Here is a 23,676-nt window from a genome sequence, read left to right as displayed (position 1 = left end):
AAAAAATGTGAATGAAATGGTCGCCAACGGGCTGGCTGTTACACAAAATTGGTCCTACCAAAACATTTAAGCAATTCTCTTGATACATAAAATTAATGAATCGATAACAAATAGCAACGCTTCATGGGCTTTTTTATTGATTTGCCTGCAATAGTCACAATTTTTTTGTTATTGGTCGGACCAAAAGGCGTGGCGTAGTATTTCGCAGCGGTACATTTGGGCGAGGATAGGCGGGAGACCGTCTTGACGCGGGCCGGTTGCCGCGCGGCGTGCGGGAGAGGCTGCGCGCATGATGCCGGCCGACCTGTTGCGAAGCTGCGCGTAATATCGCCCTATATCCGCGCTTTTCCACGTAGAATATAAGGCGGTGCGCGCTAGAAGTTAATGATAAGGCGCCAGTAGTAAATTAATCGTTGGGCGCGCGCACAGGTCGTGCAAATTAATATCGGGATATAATTGTTTCAGCTCAAGATGGAAGGAGACCAATTGGATGGAGGACAGGCCGCGATGGAAAAAATTATCATTCAGCGACATACCGTCAATATTTATATAATGACCCAATATATCTATTAATGGATGATTTAAGGCGTCTTTTCCCGGCGCGTTTTTTTGCCCCATCACAATGTGCTCCATTTCTTTGATCTTGGTTTTGGTCATGGTGATCAAGGCTTTTTTATCCAGCTTGCCGCTGATGGAATAAGGCAAATCGTCAATAGGATAAAAATAGCGCGGAATCATATAATGACCCAGCTCATTTTCAAGTTCCAGGCGGATGGCTCCCGTATCAATCCCTTGCCCTGGTTTGTCCATTTTCAGCCAGCCGACGATCACCGATTCATCATCCCCATCGCCTTCCAGGACAACGACAGCCGCCGCCGCGACGCCGGCGCATTTCTCCAGGGCGTCCACCACTTCGGCGCAGTCGATACGGTACCCGCTGACCTTATAAAAATCGCCATCCCGGTACAGGTAATTCAGCACGCCTTCCGCATCGATTAAACCGATATCGCCGGTATCATAAAAACGCCCCTCTGTCTGCTCGCCGGGAAGAGCAATGAATTTTTCGGCGGTCAGGGCAGGGTTGTTAAGGTATTCCAACGCCACCCCGGCTCCGCCGATGAAAATATTACCCGGTTCCCCCGCCTTCATCTCGCGCCGCGCGTCATCCAGAATTTTTATCTGCGTATGGTCGATTGGACGACCGATGCGGTTATCGCCGGCGCGGGTGATGACATGCGCCGTTGACCAGACGGTGGTTTCCGTCGGCCCGTAGAGGTTGCATAACCAGCGCGCGCGCGCCGACAGCCGGGCGGATAACTGCCGTCCCAAGGGTTCTCCTCCCACCAGGAGCCGGTTGAATCGCCAATCATCCTGCAGATAGGGTAAAAGACATTTGAGCATGGACGGCGTCGACTGGAAAATATCGGGCTGACAGCGCATTAACTGCCACGCAATCTCCTGGACTGAATGCGTTTGCGCATCGTCGAGCAGAAACAATGTCCCGCCGTTGGCCAGCGGCACGGCATACTCCAGGTAGAACATATCAAACGACACCGAGGTTGCCGACAGCCAGCGGGTCTCGCCGCCGGCCTCGAGCAACCGGCTGAAACTGTTGATCAGGTTACTGCACCCCCTATGCGCCACGCTGACCCCTTTCGGCTCGCCCGTGGAGCCGGAGGTATAAATACGATAAGCCGCCGGCGCCGGATTTTCCGCGGGAACGGGTTTTATCTGCGCAACGGCGCTAAAGGTCGCCACATCAGCCCCGTCCGCGCCGCCGATATGACCCGCGCGGCTGTCGTAGGTCAACAGGCAGGACGAGGCCGCCAAAATTTTCATCACGCGGCCTGGCGCGGTGCAAATATCCAGCGGGATGTAGGGTACCCCGAGGTAATGGCAGGCCAGCAAGGATGCCATCAGTTCCACACCTCGGGGCAGGCACAGGAGAATGCCGTCCGTTTTGGCGTCCATTTTATGCGCCAGCTGTTGCGCATAATGGCCGGCCATGTGCTGCAACCGGGCGTAGCTGATGGATTGGTCATTCACCACCAGGGCAATAGCCTGCGGAGTGCGCTTCGCCGCGGCCTCGAAGGCATGAATAAAATGCATGTTTCCAGCGCAAGGGGAATTACTCACCATTCTCGAATCTCCATTTCATAATAACGCAGTTAATATCAACGTGATTAACGTTGTCACACCGATAACGCCGGTTACAACGCTAATCAGCGCTATAATCAGCAATTATAATGTGCAAATTAATAATTATGCTTAATAAAAAATATCGCTGCCTCCTTAAATGCCCGCCTGCCGGATAAGGGCTATGACACCCTGGCTGCGGCAGGCGTTAATCAGTTATTCACTGAAAACTTAAATGTAAAATGCTATTTTCACAACCCGGCAGTGGCGGATCGGCCATAATAAATACAAGCTGCTAAAAAAACGTATTCCTGAAAATTTAACGCTAAAAAAATAAGTTAAATGGCGGAATAAACCAGCATATGGCAATATTTGTGCTTTTTAAAAAAACATATTAATTAATTAGTATTGGTTTTTATCCACTGCCGGGCTGGTAGTGGGCAAGGCAGGCTGATGGGCAACCGGCGGGCTTCCCGCCACGGGGCGCCGGATGCGCGGATCGATGATTATTCGTCGCGGCCAGGGCGCCGTTAAGCGGCGCCACCAGCGCCGGCGCTTATTGGCAGTCGGCTTTATATTCGTATTTATCGGCTTTTTGACGATCGTTTTCAGTAATGGTCACCAGATCGGTCAGCGTCTGTTTCGGCACCGGCTTGCCGGCCAGCAGCGCCAGCGCGGTGGTAATGACCGCTTCGCCTTCCTGTTTGGGGTTCTGCGCAATCAACACGTTGATGGTGCCGTTTTTCAGCGCGCTCACTTCGGCGGTGGCGGCGTCATAGGCCACCACCTTGACTTTTTTCGCCGCGCCCGCCTGGCGCAGGCCGGTTACGGCCCCGATGGCGCCCTGATCGTTGGTGGAAAATACGCCCGCCAGCCGAGGATGGGCGGAGAGGGTGGAGGTGATGATTTCCGCCGCCTTCTGCGGGTCGTCGCTTTGATACTGCGGGCCGAGGTAGGTGATGCCGGGATAGGTTTTGATCTGTTCGGCAAAACCTTTTTCACGCGCGTCCTGGGCGCTTGAGCCCGGCGGCTGGGTAATAACCAGCACTTCGCCTTTGCCGCCGAGCAGCGTATTCATCGCCTCGGCGGCCATTTTACCGCCGCGCTCGTTGTCGGAGATGATTTCCGTCGCCAGGAAACCATTGTCATTGAGCGTCTGGTCGACGGTCAGCACTTTTGCCCCGCGCGCCGCCAGCTGTTTCATCGGCGCCACCAGGGCCTGCGCATCGGTCGGCACAATCGCGGCCACCGCCGGCGCGGTCGCCGTAACGGCGTTCACCACCGGGATCTGGCTGTCGGCGGCAAACTGATCGGGGGCGGAAACCTGCAGGGTAACGCCCATCTGCCGTGCTTTTTCCTGCGCGCCGCACTGTAATGCCTGATAAAAGGGACTCCCCTTCACCCCCAGGACCAGCGCGACGGTATGATCTTGTCCGGCGGCCAGGGCGGGAGGCGCCAGCGCCAGGGTTAAGGTCGATAAAACAGCGAATGCCATGGTGTTACGCATCATGATTTCCCCTTAGGAAGTGATTGAAACCTGAGTTGACTGATAATAAAACCGTGCCTGCGGGCGGAATGGCGAACCGCGTGGTGGCCATGCGCGCACGGCGCATGGCCATGGCGTGCGAAACCCCGGCCCTTCCTATTCGCGACGCAGGTCAGGCAAACGTGCCTGTAGCGTGACCTGCGGTTAACGTCGATCCCGGGCCCGGCGTTTGAGCTGATCAATCCAGACCGCCAGGATCAGTACCATGCCCATCGCCACGGTTTGCCAAAACGGCGGGATGCCGAGGATGACAAAACCGTTTAGCAGGATAATGGGGATAAACACCCCGATAATGGTTCCGGCGACGCTGCCGATGCCGCCGAACAGGCTGGTTCCGCCCAGCACCACGGCGGAGATGGTCGCCAGGTTATCCATGGCGTGGCCGCCGATGGTGGTGGTGGAAAAACGCGCGTTGGACATGATGGCGGCCACGCCCGCCAGCGCGCCGGAAATCATGTAAATGGCGACCAGGCGCGCTTTAACATTGATGCCCGCGCGCCGCAGCGCTTCCAGGTTGGAGCCGACGGCAAAGACATGCAGGCCGAAGCGGGTGAGGTGCAGTACAAAAGCGGCGACGGCCAGCACCGCCACCGCGATCAACACCAGCACCGGAATACCGGCGACGGCGCCGCCGCCGACCACATCCACCAGCTTTTCCGGCATGGCGCGCACATCGATGCCGCCGGAAAATACCTGCGCCAGCCCAAGCGCCATGCCGAAGGTGCCGAGGGTGACAATCAGCGCCGGGATTCTGGCCACGGCCACCAGGAAACCGTTGAGCGCGCCCCACAGCAGCCCGGCCGCCACCGCCACCAGGCTGCCGGCGGCAATCACGCCCCAGCCGGCGTCAGTGGTGCCGAAGGTATTGCCCGCCTGGCCTGAGAGAGACAGCATCGCCTGGGCGGAAACCACCGAGGAAAACACCAGAACCGCGCCCACGGATAAATCAATGCCGGCGGCGATGATGACGTAGGTTTGCCCCACCGACAGCACCAGCAAAATGGCGGCGTTAATGGCGATTTGCGCCAGGTTGTAGGCCGAGCCGAACTGTTCGGGGCGCAGCAGGCCGAACAGCGCGATAAGCGCTATCAGCAGAATAAATATCCAGCCGCCGCCGATCAGCCGCGCCAGCGTATCACGCGCTCCGGCGGGGTGTTCAGCGCCAGGCGCCGGTTTATTTACTAAGGTTTTGTTCATGGCGCCGCCTCCGCGCTGCCGTAGGTGCCGCTGGTCATGGCCGACACCAGATCTTCCACCCGCAGGCCCTTGGTCGGCATCTGCGCCACGCTTTTGCCCAGGCGCAGCACCTCGACCCGGTCGGCGATTTCCAGGACCTGCGGCATATTGTGGCTGATCAAAACCACCGCCAGGCCGGCGTCGCGCACCTGGCGCACCAGTTGCAGTACCCGCTCGGTCTGGACGACGCCGAGCGCGGCGGTCGGTTCGTCCATAAAAATCACCCGTCCGGCCCACATGGCGGCGCGGGCAATGGCCACCGACTGGCGCTGGCCGCCGGACAGCGAGGAAACCGGCACCGACAGCGAGCGCAGATTGACGCCCAGGCGGGCGAACTGTTCCACCGCTTTGCGGCGCATGACGGCGCGGTTGAGCATGCCCAGCCTGCCCAGCGGGCCGCCGCGCAGTTCCTCGCGGCCTAAAAACAGGTTTTCCACCGGCGTCAGCTCCGGGGCCAGGGCCAGATCCTGATAGACCGTGGAGATGCCGCTGTCCTGGGCCGCCCCCGGCGAGGCGAACGCCACCTCGCGGCCGTCGATTTTAATCACGCCCTCATCGGGCCGATCGGCGCCGGAGAGAATTTTCGTCAGCGTTGATTTCCCCGCGCCGTTATCGCCGATCAGGGCGCAGATTTCACCGGGATAGACGCGGAAATCCACGTGCTCCAGCGCCCTGACGCCGCCGAAGTGTCGGCTGATGGCCACGGCTTCAAGTACCGGGATGGTCATTTTCGTGTTTCTCCACCGCAAGACCAATGTTATTGGCAAACGCGAACCACTGGTTGTAGGCCGCGCCCGTCAGGCCGGACCAATACTGGAAGGCGGCTTCCGCGTCGGGAAAACTCCACACTTCGACGGTCTCGAAATCATGCTGGCCGCGAATATGGTAGCGGCCCATAAACCGCGCGCCGTCGGTCGCCGCCCGATCGGCAAGCGCTTGCCACCGGGCCCGCTTTTCCTGTTGTTCGGCATCGGTCAGTAAATACCAGCGCGGGCGCGGGCGGGCATAATGGATCCAAATACTCTCTGACATAGGGGCTCCTTAAGCGCCGGCGGGCAACAGCAGGTCGGCCAGCGGGCGAACCTTGCCGGTGACGTGGCGTGAGGTGGTGAATTTAAAATCCGCGGCGTCCTGATGGCCGGTAATGGCCCGGGAGACGCTGTCCAGGCTGTCGGTTTCCCAGATGCCGAGGTGATGCCAGCTATGCGCCCAGTCCAGGCGATGACGGCCGGCGATATTGATATTCAGCGCCAGATCGCCTTTAAACGCGACGTCGCATTCAGCGTCATATTCCGTGCGTTCGGCGGGCGTCGCCTCGCACCAGGCGTCGTTCCATTCCCACAGCGCCATAAACCCCCAGGGGCGCCGGATATCCGCACCGCCGCCGTTCACGGTGGCGAATTCACGCGGACCTAACAGCCACTGCGTGGCGAACAGCCGCGACCAGCCCGCCTGTTCAAGACGTACGGTTCCCGCCAGCGCGGCGTCAAGCGATGGCGCCTCAAAGGCGCCGGCCATATCCCATTCGTGCAGGGCGCCGCTGTCGAGCGCCGTCGCCGGGAGGGTCTGGTCGGCCGGCGTAAACATGGCGCGGAAAGACAACAGCCAGCCTTCGCCGCGCAGCTGATCCAGCAGCGTCATCAGCGCCTGATAATGTTGCCGCTGATACACCGCGTCGCCCGCGTCCGTCTGGCGTTTGGCCAAAAATGCCACCACGCAGCGCGCCGAGGTCGACGGCTGGGAAGAGAATACGTCGGTTTCACCGGTCAGCAGCGTCATTTGCCCTCCCGCACCAGCATCACCGCCTGCATTAACTGCGCCACGCGGCGGGCATCCACCGGTTTCCACCAGGCGCCGTCGTGCTTTAGCCATTGGCCGATAATGGCGCCGTCGGCCGCGCTGAACAGCGCGGGCACCTGGGCCGGCGACAGGCCGGAACCGACGATTACCGGTAAATTGGTGCCGTTGCGCACGTCGTTCACCTCGGTCGGTTCGGTGGGCGATCCGGTGCGGGTGCCGGTGGCGATCAGCACATCGGCGTCGAACCATTCCGCGTCGGTGGCCTGCTCGGCGATGCCGCGGTCGGCGGTAATGGCATGGGCGCCAAACTTGACGTGCACGTCGGCGAAAATGGCGACATCGCGGGCGTCGATCATCGACCGGTAGCGCATCGCTTCCGGCGCGGGACCGTTGATAAAGCCCTCATTGGCCACATAGGCGTTGACCCATTGATTGACCCGTACCCAGCGCGCGCCGACCGCCTTGGCGATGGCCAGCGCGGGAATGGCGCCGTTGGCCACGCAGGTGATGCCGATGGGCGTCGCCACCGCGGCGCGCACTTCCATGCAGGCGGCGGTCAGCGCGGCCACCGTCTCCGGGCCGATATTTTCCGGCCGGCAAAAGGGCAGATCGCTGGCGTTTTCAATAATAATGCCGTCGATGCCGCCCTGCGCCAGGGTTTTGGCGTCGGCGACGGCGGCGGCGAAAATGTCTTTCATTGCCTGCCCGTTATAACGCGGCGCGCCGGGGAGGGCCTGCAAATGTATGACGCCTATTACCGGTTTTTTTACCGGGAACAGCGCGGCAAGCATGTCGGGTTTTTGGGGAAGTACCTGTGGTCCGGCCATCTTATCTCTCGTCTGTCGGGGCGCGGGCATCGCCATCGGGCATGCCGGCGCGTTGATAATGCATAAGCTGTGCGTGGCTGGGGTAGGAGGGCTGCGCGCCCATGCCCCCGCAGCTGTAGGTGGCGGCAAAGACCGCCCGCGTAAGCGACTGGTGTAGGGATTCGCCCGCCAGGCGCCCGGCGATAAACCATCCGGCCAGGCAATCGCCCGCGCCGGTGGTGTCCACGATGACCGGGTCGAAGGGTACGCGGGCGCTCACGTCATGAACCGCGGAGACGTAGCGCGCGCCCTGCGGGCCAAGGGTGCACACCACGGCCGTTACGCCCAGCGCCAGCAGCCGCGCCACGGCGTTATCGCCCAGCTGGCGCAGCGCGCGCTGGTTGCAAAACACCACCTCGGCGCCGGACAGCAGGGGATAGAGGGGTTCCAGACCGCCGGCGAAGGTGGCGGGCTCCAGGTCAATCGACCACTTGCAGCCGGCCCGGCGGCACTGTTCAATCAGGGGCCACGCCCCCTCGCCGTACACGGCGGTATGCACCCAGTCGATACCGCGTAAATCGAGGGCCTGCACCCATGCCAGGCTGGGATACAGCGAGACGCCCGGCTCCAGCAGCAGCCGTTTTTCGCCGTGCGGCTCAAGGAGGATTACGGCGCGGCAGGTCCGTCCGGGCCTTTTGCGGCTGATAATCCGCAGGCCGGATTGTTGCAGGCCCCGCAGCAGGGGATCCGCCACCAGGTCGTCGCCGGTTTCAACGGCGAGCGTGACGTCCGCGCCCGCCAGGCGGCAGGCCAGGGCGGCGTTGCTCACCACCCCGCCGGCGGACTCGCTGTTGATGCGCGCCAGGACTTTTTCGTCGGGCTGCGGGATATGATCCATGCCGAAGGTGGTATCCAGGCTGATATCGCCGACAAACAATCCTTTGCCGGCCATCATGATTTACGCACCAAATCGATGGTAAAGCTGTAGCGATCGGCGCGGTAATGCACCGTCACATATTCCACCGGGCGCTGGTCCGCGTCGTAGCTCAGGCGCCGGGCGACCAGGCAGGCGGATCCCCTGGCCACCTGGAGGGCGCGGGACAGTTCGCCGTTGAGCAGGGCGGCGCTGATGGTTTCCTGGCCGCCGACGATGCGGCAGCCGCACCGCTGTTCCAGCCAGACATACAGCGACTGGCGGTCAAGGTCGCCGGCCCCGGGCGTCGGGTGATGGACAAAAAGGGCGGGCGACAGCCAGCTGTGGGAATACGCCATCGGCATGTCATCGGCTTTTAACAGCCGGGTGGACATAAAGGCTTTTTCGTTGGGCTGCAGGCGCAGGGCGGCGGCAATATCGGCGGGAGGAACCGCCATGCGGGCGCCGAGGGTCTGGTAGCCGGCGCTGAAACCGCGCCGCTGCATATCTTCCGCGAAACTCGACATCTGGCTCAGCGGCTGGACCACCTGCGGCGGCAGCACGATGGAGCCTTTACCTGCGCGGCGGCTGATTAAGCCCTCCTGCTCAAGTTTATCCAGCGCGGTGCGCGCGGTGGTGCGGCTGACCCCGAACACCTGGTTAAGCAGGGTTTCCGAAGGCAGGGCCTCGCCGGGCTTAAATCCGCCGAATTCGATTTCACGGCGTAATCTGTCTGCGATTTGCCACCATAATGGCTGCGGGCCGGAAACAAGCCCATGCTGATCCCAATGCATGTTTATTCTTTCTGGTTGCCGATAGGTTGTCATGATAATTGAATGACATGACAATCCCTGTCAACCGGCTAATTCACAGAAAAATCATTAAAATCAATAGGGTTGACGCAACTGAAGGGTAGGTGCATTTGCTTTTTTATCGTCAGGAAACAGTGAATTAATACCAGACATTTGACCGTCGTCGGCGCGGATTTTACGGCGGCAATGCCGTCATAGGAAATTAGTATGATTGTGATCTCCGTGTTAAATCGGGCAATGCGCGCGGTCAACACGCGCCCATCCGCCATGCTTTGCGCGCATAGCGACAATAGCAACCGGCATTAGCCGCCGGCGCACCCCGGGGCTACAATCGCCGCGACATCCGAACCAGTATCCCCGGGGTAGATAATAATGAAAATTCTCGACGTGGTTGAAATCACCAAACCCATTGCCTCGCCTATCCGTAATGCCTATATCGATTTCAGCAAGATGACCACCAGCCTGGTGGCGGTGGTCACCGATGTGATTAAGGACGGCCGGCGCGTGGTGGGCTACGGCTTTAATTCCAATGGGCGCTATGGCCAGGGCGGCCTTATCCGTGAACGTTTCCGCGACCGTATCCTGCGGGCGGATGCCGACGCCGTGCTTAATCCTAACCGCGATAATCTCGATCCCCACCGGATTTGGGACCTGATGATGGCCAATGAAAAGCCGGGCGGCCACGGCGAGCGTTCCGTGGCCGTGGGCACGCTGGATATGGCGCTCTGGGACGCCACGGCGAAAATCGCCGGCCAGCCGCTGTTCCGGCTGCTGGCGGACACCCACGGCGTAGACGCCAATCCCCGCGTATTTGTCTACGCCGCCGGCGGTTATTATTATCCCGGCAAGGATCTTGTCGCGCTGCGCCGGGAGATGCGCGGCTATCTGGACCGCGGTTATACGGTGGTGAAGATGAAAATCGGCGGCGCGCCAATCGACGAGGATCGCCGCCGTATCGCCGCCGTACTGCATGAGATCGGCGACGACGCCCGTTTGGCGGTGGACGCCAACGGGCGCTTTGATCTGGAAACCGGCATCGCTTACGCCAAAATGCTGCGCGAGTATCCGCTGTTCTGGTTCGAGGAGGCCGGCGATCCGCTGGACTATGCCCTGCAGGCCGCCCTGGCCGGCTTTTACCCGGGCGCCATGGCGACGGGTGAAAATCTGTTTTCCCACCAGGATGCGCGTAACCTGCTGCGCTACGGCGCCATGCGCCCGGACCGGGATTATCTCCAGTTCGACTGCGCCTTGTCGTATGGCCTGGTGGAGTATCTGCGCACCCTGGCGGTGCTGAAGGAGTTCGGCTGGTCGGCGTCGCGCTGTATCCCGCACGGCGGTCACCAGATGTCGCTGAATATCGCGGCGGGGCTGGGGCTTGGCGGAAACGAAAGCTATCCGGATTTGTTCCAGCCCTACGGCGGTTTTCCGGATGCGGTGACCGTTGACAACGGCTATATCACGATGCCCGAGCTGCCGGGCATCGGATTCGAGGGGAAATCCGAGCTGATAAGCGTGATGCGCGCGCTGGCCGAATAATCGCCCGCGCGCCCGGTAACGCATGATACCGCGCCGGCATGGCTGTCCGCGCATCCCGCGTCAGCGCGGGCCCTGGCCGGCGATGGCCTGCCATAACCGCTCCGCCGCCCGGGTCATCGACGATGCCGGGCGGAACACCCTAATCTGCACCGGTACCTCGAGGCGCCGGTCCCGTACCGCCGCCGCGACCAACGCGCCGCTGAGCAGATCCGCCTGCGCCAGCGTCCTGGGCAGCCAGGCCACGCCGTCTCCGGCCCGGGCCATGGCGAGCAGGGTGGCGGCGAGATCGGAGGTAAAAACCCTGTCCATTTTTGCCAGCTGCGCGGTCATGTGCCGTTGGGTGGCGATTATCCGGCCCAGCCCTGAATCAGTGCTGTAGGACAGGTACGGTATCGGCCGGGCCATGTCGTCCAGGGACCATTTCGGCCGTTTGCCGGTGGCGTCGGGCGCGCAAAGCGGCAGCAGGATATCCTCGCCGACCTGGACGCTGGTAAAGTGCGCGTTCTCCAGCCCGCGGCCGGCATCCGGATGGGAATGGCACAGCAAGAATTGCGCATCGCCGCGCAGGAACAGGCGTTCGCAGGCCAGCAAGGTGTCCGACACCAGCTTTACCTGGCCATCCAGAGGGGTGATGCCGCTTTCACGCAGCCAGTGGGGGAAAAACAAAGAGGACAGCGAATGGGTTGCGCAAAAAATGATCATCTGCGCGCCTTTGCCCGCCGCTTCCAGCGTTTTCGCCCGCAGATCCTGAATCGCGCGCAGAAGGGCCACCGCCTGCGGGTGGAACACCTCACCGGCGGCCGTTAGCCTGACGCCGCCCCGGCTGCGTTCAAACAACGGCGTGCCGGCCCACTCCTCCAGCGCCTGAATGCGCCGGCTGAACGCCGGCTGCGTCACATGCCTCAGCTCCGCGGCCCGTGAAAAATTCAGGCTCTCGGCCAGGGCCGCGCAGTCTTCAAGCCACGCCAGCTCAATGTGGGGATGATTCATCATACCTCGGCTCCATGGCGTCCGACGCCTCTTGTCAGCATGCGCTGCCGCCATTATCGCACAGCCGGCGCGCACTTTCCTGATGACAAGTCGGCGCACTCTGTGCAGGATGAGATTTATTTATCCAGGGCAACAAATCTGATGAGTGTGAAAACCGCCTCCCTTGAGAACCGCATCCGTCAATGCTGGGAGCAGCTTTCCAGCCATGAGCAGCGGCTGGCTGACGTGATTCTGGCCGCGCCGGGCCAACTGGCGATGAATACCGCCACCGAGCTGGCGCGGAGCGCCGGCGTCTCAAAAGCCACCACCACGCGTTTTTTCCGCCATCTGGGCTATGACAATTACGACGCGGCCCGGCGGCAGGCGCGCGATATGCAAAACAGCGGCTCGCCCCTTTACCTGCAGCAATTTCAATCCGGCTCGCCGCTGGATGCGGTGATCCAAAACCATCTGGAGCGCGAGGTGGCCAACCTGGTCAATACCTACCGCTCGCTGGACGCGCAGCAACTGTGCGACATCACGCAAGCGGTCGCAGGCGCCCGCCGGGTGGTGGTGATGGGCTGGCGATTCAGCCAGACCATTGCCGCCATGCTCTATCGCGATCTGATCCATGTTCACCACGACGTGAGGCTGCTGCCGCGCGCCGGCGATTCGCTGGCGGAGCACCTTGCCGTGCTGGGGCCGCTGGACGTGGCGATCTGCGTCGGCCTGCGCCGCCGGATGCCCGCCCTGGAGGCGGCGATGAACGCCATGGCGGAGCTGCGGGTGCCGATGCTGTACCTCTCCGACGTCCTTTCCGGCAAACCCTCGAAACAGGCGACCTGGATTATTCGCTGCCACACCGAGGGCAGCCTGATCTTTGACAGCACCGCGTCGCTCTCGGGGGTATGCAACCTGCTGTGTTCGCTGGTGGCGCGCGAGCGGGGCAAAGCCCGCAACGATCAGCTGGCGCTGATCGAATCCGTGCACCAGTGGCTTGATGAGCTGGAATAACCGATCGTCATGGTGCATTAGCGCAAGATTTTGCCCGGGGATGGTGCGCCGGCTGCGCGGCAACCGCCGGTCCGGCGCGGCTGTAACAACCCTTAAGAAACAAAAGAAATAAAATATAATGATAAAGAAACAATAGTTTCACTCTGATTTTATACAGAAAAAAGGGTTTCTCTCCCGGCGCGGATAACGATGGCGGTAAAAAGTGGCATGAAAGCTGCCTAATTGTTAGACACCGCCACCACACCAGGATATGACCCTTATGAATAAAATCGCCTTTTTCGCCGCCGCGCTGCTGGCCTTAGGAGCTTACTGCGCCACGGCCCAGGCGGATACGCTGGCCGATATCAAATCCAGCGGCAAAATGACCGTCGGTATCGATCCCACCTTTCCCCCCTACGAATACACCAACGACCAAGGCGAGGTGGTCGGCTACAGCGCCGCCATTATGCAGTCGGTAGCCAAAGAACTGGGGGTGAAACTGGAGTTTCAGAAAACCGCCTTCAGCGGCATTATTCCCGGGCTGATCTCCGGCGCCTTCAACGCCGAAGGTTCCTCCCTTAACGTCACCGCCGAGCGGGCGAAGAAGGTGCTGTTTACCGTGCCCTTCAGTAAAACCGTCAACGGTATCCTGGTACGCCAAGCCGACGCGGGCCATTTCAGCGCTAAGCCATTGAAAGTGGAAGACCTGGCGGGGCTGCGCGGCGCGGCGAAAAGCGCCAGCGTGCCGGAACAACTGCTGAAAACCTTTAATGACCAACTGGCAGGCAAAGGCCTTAAACCTATCATCATCATCAGCGTCGATACGCTGGACCAGACCGTCAGCACCCTGATGACCAAACGCGCCGACTTTGTGATTGACGATATCGCCGTGCTGGCGCCTGTCGCGAAAAAATATCCCGGCAAGGTGGCGCAGGTGGGCGAGATAGGCCCATCGCAGTGGATGGCGTGGGCCACCCGCAAAGAGGACGCCACGCTGAACAAGGTTATCAGCGACCGTATCCTGGCGATGCAGAAAACCGGCGAACTGGCACGGCTGCAAACCCAATACCTGGGCACCACCTTTACGGTGCCGGCCGATAATTTCATTCCGCAGGAGTAAGGCATGTGTCAGCAACAGGTTCATGTCCCCGCCGGGCACGGCCGGGCATTCACCGTCCGTAAAGGGCAATATCTCACCATTATCGACAGCGAGGGGCAGCAGGCGGCGGATTTTGTGGCGGTAAACGCAGCGAATGCCGCCGAGAAGCTGTCGCCGGTGCATACGCGCCAACACCTGCGCTCGCTGTTCTTTAAGCCGGGCGACGCGCTTTGGTCAAGCGATAACCGCGCCATGTTGCGTATTATCGACGACAGCATCGGCATTCACGACGCCAACGTGCCCGCCTGCGACCGTACTCGGTTCAGCGTGGACTTCGGCGTCGAGGGGCATCGCAACTGCGTCGATAACCTGCTGGAAGGCATGCGCGGCTTTGGCGTTACCTACTACAGCCTGCCGGAACCGTTCAATCTGTTCCAGAATGGCCCGGTCACCGCCGACGGCCGAATGGAGGTGACCGATCCGCATAGCCGGGCGGGGGACCGCATTACCTTCCTGGCATTGTGCGATCTGGTCTGCGCCGTGTCGTCCTGTCCGCAAGACATTATTCCCGGCAACGGGCTACAGGTGACCCCCATCGATATCCTTATCTCCGATCAACCCAACGCCGGCGAGGCCTGATATGTTACTGATGAAAGAGGATGTTGCCGCCCAAAAAACCACGCGTTCGCTGGCGGAGCCGGTCATGGTGACGCCGGGCGCGGCGGGTGCTATCCGCGTAGTGCGCGGACAGTTGCTGCGCATCACCGCGCTGGGCGACGGCGCGGTAGCCTCGCTATTTGGTTTCAGCGTCGACGATCCGGGGATCTGGCTGTCGGTGCATCACACGCGCGTCTTTAGCAACAGCTATCTGCTCGGCTCGGGCATGCGTTTGGTCAATAACCGCCGCCGGCCGGTTATGGTGCTCGGCAAGGATAGCGTGCGCCGCCACGATCTGCTGCTGCCGGGCTCCACCACGGCGTGGCTGGCCGGACGCGGTTACGCCGGGCAGCAGGGCTGTATGGACGCGGTGGCCGCCGAACTGGCGCGCCTGAAGATGCCAGTGCCGAAACTGCCCGACCCCGTCAATTTATTTATGCATGTGGACCTGGAACGCAATGGCGCTATCGCGCCGCGGCCTAATGAGACACGGGCCGGCGACAGCATCACCTGCCGGGTGGTGATGGATACGCTGTTTATCGTCAGCGCCTGCTGCACAGGGATCGAGGGTAATGACTGTCCGGCGCCGCTGCGGCTATCGGCGGCGGAAGCGTTGACCGATTTTCCGGCTCAGTGAGGTAGCCATGGGGCTGGATGCTGAGGTCAGCGCCGGATTGCCGGAGCTGGCGCGGGGCCTGTGGGTCACCCTGCAACTGACGATGCTGGCGGCGCTGCTGAGCCTGGCGCTGGGCCAGTTGGGCTGCTACTTGCAGTTGCGGCGGGGCGGGGTACCGCGTTTTGCCGGCCGGCTGTATGTCAGCCTGATGCGCGGCACGCCCGCCATCGTCCAGCTGTTCGTGGTGTTTTTTACCTTGCCCAGGCTCGGGCTGGGCGGGCAACCGCTGCTGGCGGCGACGATCGCCATCGGCATGAACAGCGGCGCCTATGTGGCGGAAATCCTGCGGGTCAACCGGCGCCTGGTCACGCCAGGACAGCTGGAGGCGGCGCGCACGCTCGGGCTTGGACGCTGGCTCACCTGGTGGTATGTGGTCAATCCGCAGGTGATGCGCGCCAGCCTGCCCATGCTGGTCAACGAATTTACCCTTTTGCTGAAAACCACGCCGCTGGCGTCGGTGGTGGCGCTGACCGAGCTGACCTACGCCGGGCAGATCGTCATCGCCCGCAGCTACGAGCCGGCCCAAGTGCTGCTGCTGGTGGCGCTCGGCTATCTGCTGATTGCCCTGCCGCTGCTGCGCGCGGCGCGTTATCTCGAAGGCAAAGGGAGACCGGTATAATGGACTGGCATGCCATTGCCTCGTCGGCTCCCGCGCTGTGGGCGGGGATGCAAATCACGCTGTTGCTGAGTCTTATCGCCGCATGGTGCGCGGGACTTGCCGGCGCGCTGCTGGCGTGGTGTCTGCTGCGCGCGCCGCCTTTCTGGCAGCCGCTGCTGCGCGCCTATCGCGCGCTGACCCTCGGCCTGCCGCTGCTGGTGGTGATTTATCTGCTGTATTTTGTGCTGCCTGAATATGGCATCACGTTCTCGTCGCCCACCGTGGGCGTGCTGGCGCTGACGCTCTATTACGCTCCCTATGTCGCGCAGGTGATCCTGGCCGCGATGGCGGCCCTGCCGCGCGGGCAGTGGGAAGCCACGCGGGTGCTGGGTTTAAGCCGGACCCGCGCCCTGGTGGACGTGGTGCTGCCGCAAACCCTGCCGCAGATGCTGTCGCCGCTGACGGGCCTGCTGATTGGCCTGATCAAGGACTCGGCGCTGCTGTCGATTGTCTCGGTGCGGGAATTTATGTACGCCGCCAAGCAGGCCATCTCGGCCACCTACGCCCCGCTGGAAATCTATCTGGCGGTGGCGCTGTGTTATTGGCTGCTTAACAATGTTATCGACATTCTGGCCCGGCGGGTGGAGCGGCGCATGACGCGCTATAGCCGCCGTACGGCGAATTAACCTGGAGAAGACCAATGGAAGCACAATTTACCTGCCGCGATGAGCGGCTGATCCCCGCCCGCCACGGCAAGGCGATCCGCCTGGCCGCGGGTGAAGCGGTGCAGTTGATTAACCTGCACGGCACCCAGGTGGCGGACTGCTGGGCTTATAACGCCCGCGACGTGGGCGAGTACATGTGCATGGAGGCGACGCGGGTCTGGAACCAGCGCCTGAATCCGGTGGTGGGCGACAGTTTTATCACCAATCAGCGCCATCCGATCCTGACCCTGGTGGCGGATACCTCCCCGGGCGTGCACGACACCTTTATGGCGGCCTGCGACGCGCGCCGCTATGAGCTGCTGGGCTGCACGGAGCCGCATCGCAACTGCCACGATAACCTGCATCAAGGACTGGCGGAACTGGGCGTTGCCCTGCCGCACGGCAATCTCGCCTCGTTTAATGTGTTTATGAATATTCGCGTGCAGCCGGACGGCATCACGCTCAGCACGCTGCCGACGGTGACGCGTCCGGGGGATTACATTATCCTGCGCGCCGAAATGGACTGCTACGTGGCGTTTTCCGCCTGTCCACAGGACATCGTCAGCATCCAGGGGCAGGGCGATAACACGCCGCGCGACATGCTGTTGCGTATTCTCACCGGCGATTTTCCCGGCGGGGAGGTGAAAGGGCCATGGATACCGGAGACGGCGGCGCCGAGCAACCGGTAATACGCGTGGCGTGGCTTGGCCCCGGCCGCGTCGCTGGCGGCACGGCACGATAGGCGGGCGTTAGCTGGCCGCCTTCAGCGGGAACCCGCCGCGGGTATCCTGGTGCATTAAATTGAGCAATAAACGCATAAAACGCTGGCCGCTGGGGGGCAGGGGATGCCCCCGCAGCGACAGCAGCGAAAACGTCACTTCATAGGCGAACGTTTGCGCATCCGCGACTTCAACAAAACAATAGAACTGGGACAGCGTCTGCACGTAATGGGTCGGCAACAGTCCCACATAACCGCCGGCGGCAATCAGGGTGGCGACCGCCTCCAGTCCAGAGGCAACGGCCTTGCGTTTCATATTAAGCCGCTGGCTTAACCGGGAACTGTAGGGATCGCGATCGCGGGTGACCAGGACATAATTCTGGTCAATCAAATCCGCCATCCCGGGCGACGGCTGGCCGAAGGGGATGGCCACGTAGAGGCGGAACGCCTCGTTGAACAATGGCACGCTTTGCAACTGCCGGTTGGTCTCCGGCATGCCGCTGATGCCAATATGCAATTGCCGGTCAAGCATGTGCGTGAGCAGCGAATCATGCTGATGGATAGACAGATGCACGGTGACGTCCGGCGCGATGGAGCGGAATGCCGCCAGCGCCTCGGACACCTTGGAGCCGGAATTGGACAGGCAGTTATCGGCGATGCCGATAGTCAAATCGCCCGCCAGGATATTACGCGCGTCGTTCAGATCGTCACGTATTTTTTTCAGCGTATCGTCCGCCAGGCTGGATGCCCTTAAGACACTTTCACCGAATAGCGTCAGTTGAAAACCGGCCGGCCCGCGAAAGCAGAGTTTTTCACCCAGCCTGGCCTCCAGGTTCTGGAGATGGCGACTGATGGTGGACCGCTCGATGTTCAGCGCCTCCTCGGCCGCGGTCAGACCTCCGGCCTCGGCGACCATGCGGAAGATGCGCAGCAGTTTAAGATCGGCCTCCGTCAGAGGCGGCACGGGTTTAAGATTTTTGGCGGATTGATTCATGTTTCGCTGCCTAACGTCGGGGCTACATCGGAAGGCGCGCTTAACGTGCGCCCTGAGAGCGGTCAGAGTGGGTCTAACAACGGACCCTGCAACAAAAACGTGCGCAAAAAACGACGCGCAAAATACAACATGCAAAAGACAACATGCAAGATAAATGCCATGCCGGGAGACGGCGGTGATGCGTCACCGCCGGCCACGGCTGCTCTTTATCTGAGCAGGCATGCCCCATCCTGGGGCTCGGGAGCGGGCCGGATGCATGTTGCCGGCGAAAAGGGTGTACGCCATACACGCATAGGTTCACCGGCGGTTACCAAGCGCGGCCGGCAACCGATCTATACTCCCAAGCGTTACCCATCCTTCAGGAGCAGCACATGTCGCAACCCCTTACCGTTCCGCCCTCCCACGGCCCCCAGGGCTTCCTGCGATCGCCGGTGTCCACCGATCTCGACCACCTGGACGCGCATATCGCCATTATCGGCCTGCCCTACGGCAATGCCTACGCCCCTCATGCCATCAGCAACGATCAGATCCATGCCCCCGACGCAGTGCGCGCCGTAAGCGACACCGTCAGCAAGGGCAAGGATCAGTATGATTTCGACGTCGGCGGCCCGATCCTGGATAACCGGCCGATCAAGCTGGTGGACGTGGGCAATGTGCTGGCGGATCCCGCCGATCTCAGCAGCCATACCCCGCGCGCCGAGCAGGCGATCCGTAAAATCCTCGCGGCCGGCGCCATGCCCATTACTCTGGGCGGCGACCACGGCATCCCCATTCCCATCCTGGCGGCGTTCGAGGGCCGGGGGCCGATTACCCTGATTCAGATCGATGCGCATATCGACTGGCGCAATGAGGTGAACGGCGTACGCAACGGTCTTTCCAGCCCCATCCGCCGCGCGTCAGAAATGGCCCATATCGGCGAAATCTTCCAGATCGGCATTCGCGCCCAGGGCAGCGCCCGCACCGAGGAAGTGGACGCGGCGCTGGCCTATGGCGCGCATATCATTCCCGCCTTCGAGGTCCACGACGCGGGCATCGACGCCGTTATCGACCGCATCCCCGACGGCGGTCAATTCTATATCACCATTGATGCGGACGGCCTGGATCCTACGGTGATGCCCGCGGTGGAAACCCCGGCGCCGGGCGGCCTCACCTTTCATCAGGTGCGCCGCCTGATCCATGCCCTGGTACGCAAGGGCAGAGTGGTGGGCATGGATATCGTCGAAATTACCCCCGCCAAAGATGTGAATCATATCAGCTGTATTACCGCCGCGCGCCTGATGGTGAATGTGATCGGCGCGGCGGTGCGGGCGGATTATTTTGTCACGGCGCAGTCTTGACGCCACCTTACCGGTCCTCAATGGGAGTTAATCATGCGTAAAACCCGTCACCTGTTTATTGTCCGGCTGGTACTGCTGTGCGCCGGCCTTGGGCTGCTTGCCGGCCAGGCCTCGGCTGAAACCGCGCTGGAAAAAATCAAACGCACCGGCACCGTTACCGTCGGCACCGAGGCGGCGTTTCCCCCCTTCGAGTTTGTGCAGGATGGCAAAATCGTCGGCTATGGGTCGGATATCCTGGTGGAAGTGGCCAAGACGCTGGGGGTGAAGGTAAAACAGCTGGATCTGCCCTGGCAGGGCATTTTGCCGGGGCTGCTGGCCGGTAAGTTTGATTTCGTCGCCACCACGGTGGGAATTAACGAAGAGCGCGCCAAGCGTTATGCCTACACCCTGCCCATTGCCAACGGCGCGCCGTATCTGCTCAAGCGCAAGGGTGACGCATTGGCCAAGCTGGCCGATCTTAACGGCAAGGTGGTGGCAACCCAGCTGGCGTCGTCCACCGAACCCGTGGCGCGCGCCCTGGACGCCAAACTGAAGGCCGACGGCGGCGCGGGGTATAAGCAGCTCAAGCTGTTTACCGATTTCCAGGGAGCGTATATGGCGCTGGCCAACGGCGAGGTGGACGCGGTGGTGCAATCGTTGCCGAGCCTGGCGGTATTGGTAAAACAGCGGCCGGATACCTTTGACCTGATGACGGCGATTCCCAACCAGGGCGGCTATGACTACCTGGCCTGGGTCACCCGCCCGGAAGATAAGGATTTGCGCGATGCTATCTCCGGCGTTATCCGCAGCATGCGTGATGACGGGCGCCTGGCGACACTTCAGCAAAAATGGTTCGGTTTTACCATGGACATCCCGGATAGCGGCTATCTTCCCCCCGGCGCGCAATAATTTTCGTTAAACCGAACGCGGAGACCCGGCGATGAAATTCAGTTGGCAAACGTTATTTTCCAGTTTCCCGCCTTTACTGGAGGCGGCATGGGTCAACCTTAGCCTGGCCGTGATTATTTTTTTGCTGGTGCTGGCTTTCTCAACCGGGTTTACTCTGTTGCGGGCGAAAAAAATCGTCTGGCTGGGGAGGGCGTCCGCGGTGCTGATAAGCTTTGTGCGCGGCACGCCGCTGCTGATCCAGATTTTTATTTGTTATTACGTATTGCCGGCCCTGGGGTTGGACCTCAGCCCCGAGGCGGCGGGCATAATCGCCATTACCCTCAACAGTACCGTATTCCTGGCCGAAGCCATGCGCGGCGGCCTTGCCACCCTCGATCCGGGGCATATCGAAGCCGCCGCGGCGCTCGGCCTGCCCCCACGCGCCATATGGCAATGCGTGGTCTTACCGCAGCTGTTCCGGCGGATGATTCCGGTCATTGTCAACGAAGCCACGATTATCGTCAAAGGCACCGCCTTGCTATCGGTCATTACCGTGGTGGACGTGCTGCGCACCGCGCAGCAAATTGCCGGCGGTAATTACCGGCCGTTTGAAACGCTGCTTGGCGCGGCGCTGATTTTTCTGGCGATCAATCTGGCGTTCAGCGCCATCGGCAGCTACCTGGAGGCCAGGGCAGCGGACGCCCGGGTATAACGTATGCATATTGATTTCACCGTGCTTTATCCCTACTGGCCGCTATTATTGCAGGGCGCCGGCCTGACACTGAAAATCACGCTGATAGCCTTTGCCATCGGCTACCTGCTGGGCATGGCGGTGGCGCTACTCGGCCTGGTGCCGCTGCGGGTGGTGGCCGCGCCGATCGGTCTCTATATCGCCTGCCTGCGCAGCGCGCCGTTTATTATTTTTCTGTTCGTGGTGTATTACGGGTTGCCCTATACCGGCCTGCGTCTGCCGGCCGAGGTGGTGGGTACCCTGGCGCTGGCGCTCTATGCCAGCGCTTACTACGGCGAGATCCTGCGCGCCGGCATCCAGGCGCTGCCGCGCGGCCAGTTTGAGTCCGCCCGGGCGATAGGCATGTCGCCTGCGCAGGCCATGCGCCATATTATCGCGCCGCAGGTCCTGCGCGCGGTGGTGCCGCCCACCACCAATATGACGCTGACCATGATGAAGGAGTCGGCGGTGCTCAGTTCCATCACCGTGCCGGAACTCACCTATCAAGGCCTGGTGGTGCAGGGCGCCACCTTCGCGCCGTTCGAGGTGTTTATCGCCATTACCGCCCTGTACTGGCTTATCGCCGCGCTTGTCGCCGAGATTGCACGCCGCGTGGAGCTGGGCGGCGGGCAACCCAGCCGCCATGCTATCCAGCGCAGCGCCATTGCCCGGCGTTACCTCTCCCTTGACTGGCGGAACATGCCATGAATAATCCGCCCGCTCTGCGCGTCACCGCTGTCAGCAAACGCTTTCGCCAGGTCTGCGCCGTTAATCAGGTGTATCTGGATATTGCCCCGGGTGAAATTGTGGCGCTGATTGGCCCCAGCGGCTGTGGCAAAAGCACGCTGCTGCGCTGCGTGACCTGGCTGGAAACGCCGGATGAAGGTTTTATCGAGATCAACGGCGCCCCTTTCGGCCGGCGGCGGGAAGGGGAAATCATCCGCCACCAGTCCCGGCGCCAGATCGATATGTTGCGCCCCCGGCTGGGGATGGTATTCCAGCAGTTCAATTTGTGGCCGCACCTCACCGTACGCGAAAACATCGTCACGCCGCAACGGGTGGTATTGGGCCGCGGCGGTGAACAAGCCCACGCGCGCGCGGAACGGCAAATGGCGCAGTTTGCGCTGTCCCAGGTAGCCGACCGCTATCCCTGGCAGCTCTCCGGCGGGCAGAAGCAGCGCGCCGCGATTGCCCGGGCGCTGGTGATGGACCCGGCGGTGATGCTGTTCGACGAGCCCACCTCGGCGCTTGACCCGGAGCTGGTGGGCGAGGTGCAGACGCTGCTGCGCTCGCTGGCGCAGGGCGGCATGGCCATGCTGATTGTCACCCACGATATCCGTTTTGCGGTGAACGTTGCCGGACGTCTCGCGTTTATGTGCGAGGGCGGCATTGTCGAGGAAGGGCCGGTGTCACAGCTGGTCGGTTCCCCGCGCGATCCCCGCCTGCGGCAGTTTCTGACCCTGACCTATGCGTCGGGGCGCGATAATCCCTCTACCCAGGAGTAACATCATGTCCCGAGTCAACCGGCCGTTTGTCGGCATTCCTTCGTTTTTACGCGCCAGGATTGCGCCTGATATCACCCAACTGGACGCGGCCATCGCCATATTGGGCATTCCCTTCGATGAGGGCTCGCCCTTTATGCCCGGCACCCGTATGGCGCCGCGCTCCCTACGCGAGCACTCGCTGCGTTTTTGCAGCGAGCATCGCGGTTATTATTCCCCGGAGGCAAAGCGGGAATTCCTCGGCGAGGAGGTCCGCGGCGGGCTGATCGTGGACGCCGGCGATGTGGATATCCATCCCACCAATGTTGAAAAAACCTTTGAGCTTATCACCGACGCGGTTAAGCACATCCTGGACGGCGGCGCGCTGCCGGTGATCCTGGGCGGTGACCATTCGATTACCTACCCGGTGTTCCGTGCGTTTGACGGCGATATCCACGTACTGCATTTTGATGCCCATACGGATTACGGCACGCTGGAGCAGGATATGCAATACACCAACGGCCACGCTTTCCGCCATGTGGTGGAGCGGGCCAAGGCCAGCAGCCTGACGCAGATTGGCATCCGCAGCCTGCGCCACAGCGCGGAAATCGTTGAGCAGGTGATTGAGGGGGGAAACCGGGTGATTCCGATGGGCGAGTTCCGGCGCATCGGGCCGCAGGGTATCGGCGCGCTGCTGCCGGAAAACGCCAGGGTGTATGTCAGCATCGACGTGGATGTGCTGGATATGTCGCTGGTGCCGGGCTGCGTCTCGGCGGAGCCGGACGGCATGACCTACGCCGAATTGCGCGACAGCCTGAAGACGATAGCCGAACGCTATCAGGTGGTGGGTTTTGATTTTGTCGAGGTCAACCCGCTGCTGGATGTCGGCTCCGGCGTGACGTCTTACCTGGGCGCGCACGTGGTAATCGAGTTCCTTGGCAATATCTGCGACCAGCCGCGCTGGCGCGAGTCACGGCGCGCGCGGGAAGGCGCGGCGGAATAATATATTGCCGGCGGGATATCAGCGCGCCGGCCTCCCTTTTTCAGCCGAACGTTGTTAATCTGGGG

At 61.4% G+C, this 23,676-nt stretch carries 25 protein-coding genes; 14 read left to right on the top strand and 11 right to left on the bottom strand.

The window, feature by feature from the left end; all coding sequences use genetic code 11:
- Window positions 1–381: 381 nt before the first annotated feature.
- The 9 genes from ACL2XN_RS08165 to ACL2XN_RS08125 form a co-directional block, all read right to left on the bottom strand.
- Window positions 382–2,109: a non-ribosomal peptide synthetase gene (locus ACL2XN_RS08165; RefSeq protein WP_410015603.1), complete on the bottom strand. Its 1,728-nt coding sequence runs from the start codon at window positions 2,107–2,109 to the stop codon at window positions 382–384.
- Window positions 2,110–2,692: 583 nt separating this feature from the next.
- The gene (locus ACL2XN_RS08160) at window positions 2,693–3,646 is read right to left on the bottom strand and encodes an ABC transporter substrate-binding protein (RefSeq protein ID WP_410015601.1); all 954 of its coding nucleotides are present in this window, start codon (window positions 3,644–3,646) and stop codon (window positions 2,693–2,695) included.
- A gap of 180 nt (window positions 3,647–3,826) precedes the next feature.
- A complete protein-coding gene (locus ACL2XN_RS08155) occupies window positions 3,827–4,879 on the bottom strand; it encodes an ABC transporter permease (RefSeq protein WP_413728611.1) in 1,053 nt (350 codons plus the stop codon).
- A complete protein-coding gene (locus ACL2XN_RS08150) occupies window positions 4,876–5,646 on the bottom strand; it encodes an ATP-binding cassette domain-containing protein (RefSeq protein WP_413730633.1) in 771 nt (256 codons plus the stop codon). Before ACL2XN_RS08150 ends, ACL2XN_RS08155 begins: the two co-directional genes overlap by 4 nt.
- Window positions 5,627–5,950 carry a hypothetical protein gene (locus ACL2XN_RS08145; protein WP_413730632.1) on the bottom strand — a complete coding sequence of 108 codons (324 nt, stop codon included), beginning with the start codon at window positions 5,948–5,950 and terminating at the stop codon, window positions 5,627–5,629. Before ACL2XN_RS08145 ends, ACL2XN_RS08150 begins: the two co-directional genes overlap by 20 nt.
- A gap of 9 nt (window positions 5,951–5,959) precedes the next feature.
- The gene (locus ACL2XN_RS08140; protein ID WP_413728609.1) at window positions 5,960–6,697 is read right to left on the bottom strand and encodes a hypothetical protein; all 738 of its coding nucleotides are present in this window, start codon (window positions 6,695–6,697) and stop codon (window positions 5,960–5,962) included.
- Window positions 6,694–7,545 (bottom strand): BtpA/SgcQ family protein, encoded by an 852-nt coding sequence (locus ACL2XN_RS08135; protein ID WP_413722516.1) that lies wholly within the window; start codon window positions 7,543–7,545, stop codon window positions 6,694–6,696. Before ACL2XN_RS08135 ends, ACL2XN_RS08140 begins: the two co-directional genes overlap by 4 nt.
- 1 nt (window position 7,546) lies before the next feature.
- Complete coding sequence (locus ACL2XN_RS08130; RefSeq protein ID WP_413730630.1) at window positions 7,547–8,479, bottom strand: carbohydrate kinase family protein; 933 nt, start codon at window positions 8,477–8,479, stop codon at window positions 7,547–7,549.
- Window positions 8,476–9,231, bottom strand: a complete 756-nt coding sequence (locus ACL2XN_RS08125; protein ID WP_410015594.1) for a GntR family transcriptional regulator — start codon at window positions 9,229–9,231, stop codon at window positions 8,476–8,478. Before ACL2XN_RS08125 ends, ACL2XN_RS08130 begins: the two co-directional genes overlap by 4 nt.
- A 390-nt stretch (window positions 9,232–9,621) precedes the next feature.
- On the opposite strand from ACL2XN_RS08125, the gene ACL2XN_RS08120 reads away from it, so the two are divergent.
- Window positions 9,622–10,785, top strand: coding sequence for a mandelate racemase/muconate lactonizing enzyme family protein (locus tag ACL2XN_RS08120; protein ID WP_413722519.1), 1,164 nt, complete (start codon window positions 9,622–9,624; stop codon window positions 10,783–10,785).
- Window positions 10,786–10,845: 60 nt separating this feature from the next.
- On the opposite strand, the gene ACL2XN_RS08115 is transcribed toward ACL2XN_RS08120, so the two are convergent.
- The gene (locus ACL2XN_RS08115) at window positions 10,846–11,778 is read right to left on the bottom strand and encodes a LysR family transcriptional regulator (RefSeq protein ID WP_413730629.1); all 933 of its coding nucleotides are present in this window, start codon (window positions 11,776–11,778) and stop codon (window positions 10,846–10,848) included.
- Between the two features lie 138 nt (window positions 11,779–11,916).
- Between ACL2XN_RS08115 and ACL2XN_RS08110 the strand changes: the two genes are divergently transcribed.
- From ACL2XN_RS08110 to ACL2XN_RS08080, 7 genes are all read left to right on the top strand, one after another.
- Window positions 11,917–12,768 (top strand): MurR/RpiR family transcriptional regulator, encoded by an 852-nt coding sequence (locus ACL2XN_RS08110; protein WP_413730628.1) that lies wholly within the window; start codon window positions 11,917–11,919, stop codon window positions 12,766–12,768.
- Between the two features lie 259 nt (window positions 12,769–13,027).
- Window positions 13,028–13,867: a transporter substrate-binding domain-containing protein gene (locus ACL2XN_RS08105; RefSeq protein ID WP_413730627.1), complete on the top strand. Its 840-nt coding sequence runs from the start codon at window positions 13,028–13,030 to the stop codon at window positions 13,865–13,867.
- 3 nt (window positions 13,868–13,870) lie between these two features.
- Window positions 13,871–14,485 (top strand): DUF1989 domain-containing protein, encoded by a 615-nt coding sequence (locus ACL2XN_RS08100; protein ID WP_413730625.1) that lies wholly within the window; start codon window positions 13,871–13,873, stop codon window positions 14,483–14,485.
- A gap of 1 nt (window position 14,486) precedes the next feature.
- On the top strand, window positions 14,487–15,140 hold the full coding sequence (locus tag ACL2XN_RS08095) for an urea carboxylase-associated family protein (RefSeq protein WP_413730624.1): 654 nt from the start codon (window positions 14,487–14,489) through the stop codon (window positions 15,138–15,140).
- 7 nt (window positions 15,141–15,147) lie between these two features.
- The gene (locus tag ACL2XN_RS08090) at window positions 15,148–15,798 is read left to right on the top strand and encodes an amino acid ABC transporter permease (RefSeq protein ID WP_410015587.1); all 651 of its coding nucleotides are present in this window, start codon (window positions 15,148–15,150) and stop codon (window positions 15,796–15,798) included.
- Complete coding sequence (locus ACL2XN_RS08085) at window positions 15,798–16,463, top strand: amino acid ABC transporter permease (RefSeq protein WP_410015586.1); 666 nt, start codon at window positions 15,798–15,800, stop codon at window positions 16,461–16,463. Before ACL2XN_RS08090 ends, ACL2XN_RS08085 begins: the two co-directional genes overlap by 1 nt.
- A 14-nt stretch (window positions 16,464–16,477) precedes the next feature.
- Window positions 16,478–17,170 (top strand): DUF1989 domain-containing protein, encoded by a 693-nt coding sequence (locus tag ACL2XN_RS08080; RefSeq protein WP_413722522.1) that lies wholly within the window; start codon window positions 16,478–16,480, stop codon window positions 17,168–17,170.
- 60 nt (window positions 17,171–17,230) lie between these two features.
- Here the strand turns inward: ACL2XN_RS08080 and ACL2XN_RS08075 are convergent, their stop codons facing one another.
- Window positions 17,231–18,193 (bottom strand): LysR family transcriptional regulator, encoded by a 963-nt coding sequence (locus ACL2XN_RS08075; protein WP_413722523.1) that lies wholly within the window; start codon window positions 18,191–18,193, stop codon window positions 17,231–17,233.
- Between the two features lie 371 nt (window positions 18,194–18,564).
- Here ACL2XN_RS08075 and ACL2XN_RS08070 point away from each other — a divergent pair, with 371 nt between their 5' ends.
- From ACL2XN_RS08070 to ACL2XN_RS08045, 6 genes are read left to right on the top strand one after another with little or no spacing between them, the layout of a single operon-like run.
- A complete protein-coding gene (locus ACL2XN_RS08070) occupies window positions 18,565–19,530 on the top strand; it encodes an agmatinase (RefSeq protein ID WP_410015583.1) in 966 nt (321 codons plus the stop codon).
- A 33-nt stretch (window positions 19,531–19,563) separates the two neighbouring features.
- Entirely contained in the window at window positions 19,564–20,418 is an 855-nt protein-coding gene (locus tag ACL2XN_RS08065; RefSeq protein WP_413730623.1) for a transporter substrate-binding domain-containing protein, read from the top strand.
- Window positions 20,419–20,449: 31 nt separating this feature from the next.
- Complete coding sequence (locus ACL2XN_RS08060; RefSeq protein WP_410015581.1) at window positions 20,450–21,109, top strand: amino acid ABC transporter permease; 660 nt, start codon at window positions 20,450–20,452, stop codon at window positions 21,107–21,109.
- Between the two features lie 3 nt (window positions 21,110–21,112).
- Window positions 21,113–21,835 carry an amino acid ABC transporter permease gene (locus tag ACL2XN_RS08055; RefSeq protein ID WP_410015580.1) on the top strand — a complete coding sequence of 241 codons (723 nt, stop codon included), beginning with the start codon at window positions 21,113–21,115 and terminating at the stop codon, window positions 21,833–21,835.
- Window positions 21,832–22,632, top strand: a complete 801-nt coding sequence (locus ACL2XN_RS08050) for an amino acid ABC transporter ATP-binding protein (protein WP_410015579.1) — start codon at window positions 21,832–21,834, stop codon at window positions 22,630–22,632. Before ACL2XN_RS08055 ends, ACL2XN_RS08050 begins: the two co-directional genes overlap by 4 nt.
- 4 nt (window positions 22,633–22,636) lie before the next feature.
- A complete protein-coding gene (locus tag ACL2XN_RS08045) occupies window positions 22,637–23,611 on the top strand; it encodes an arginase family protein (protein WP_413730622.1) in 975 nt (324 codons plus the stop codon).
- Window positions 23,612–23,676 lie beyond the last annotated feature (65 nt).

It is taken from the genome of Sodalis sp. RH22, assembly GCF_047324165.1.
In the GTDB taxonomy this organism is placed as follows: domain Bacteria; phylum Pseudomonadota; class Gammaproteobacteria; order Enterobacterales; family Enterobacteriaceae; genus Acerihabitans.
Note: the sequence above shows the minus strand (reverse complement) of the source record. Positions and strands in the feature narration are given on the sequence as shown.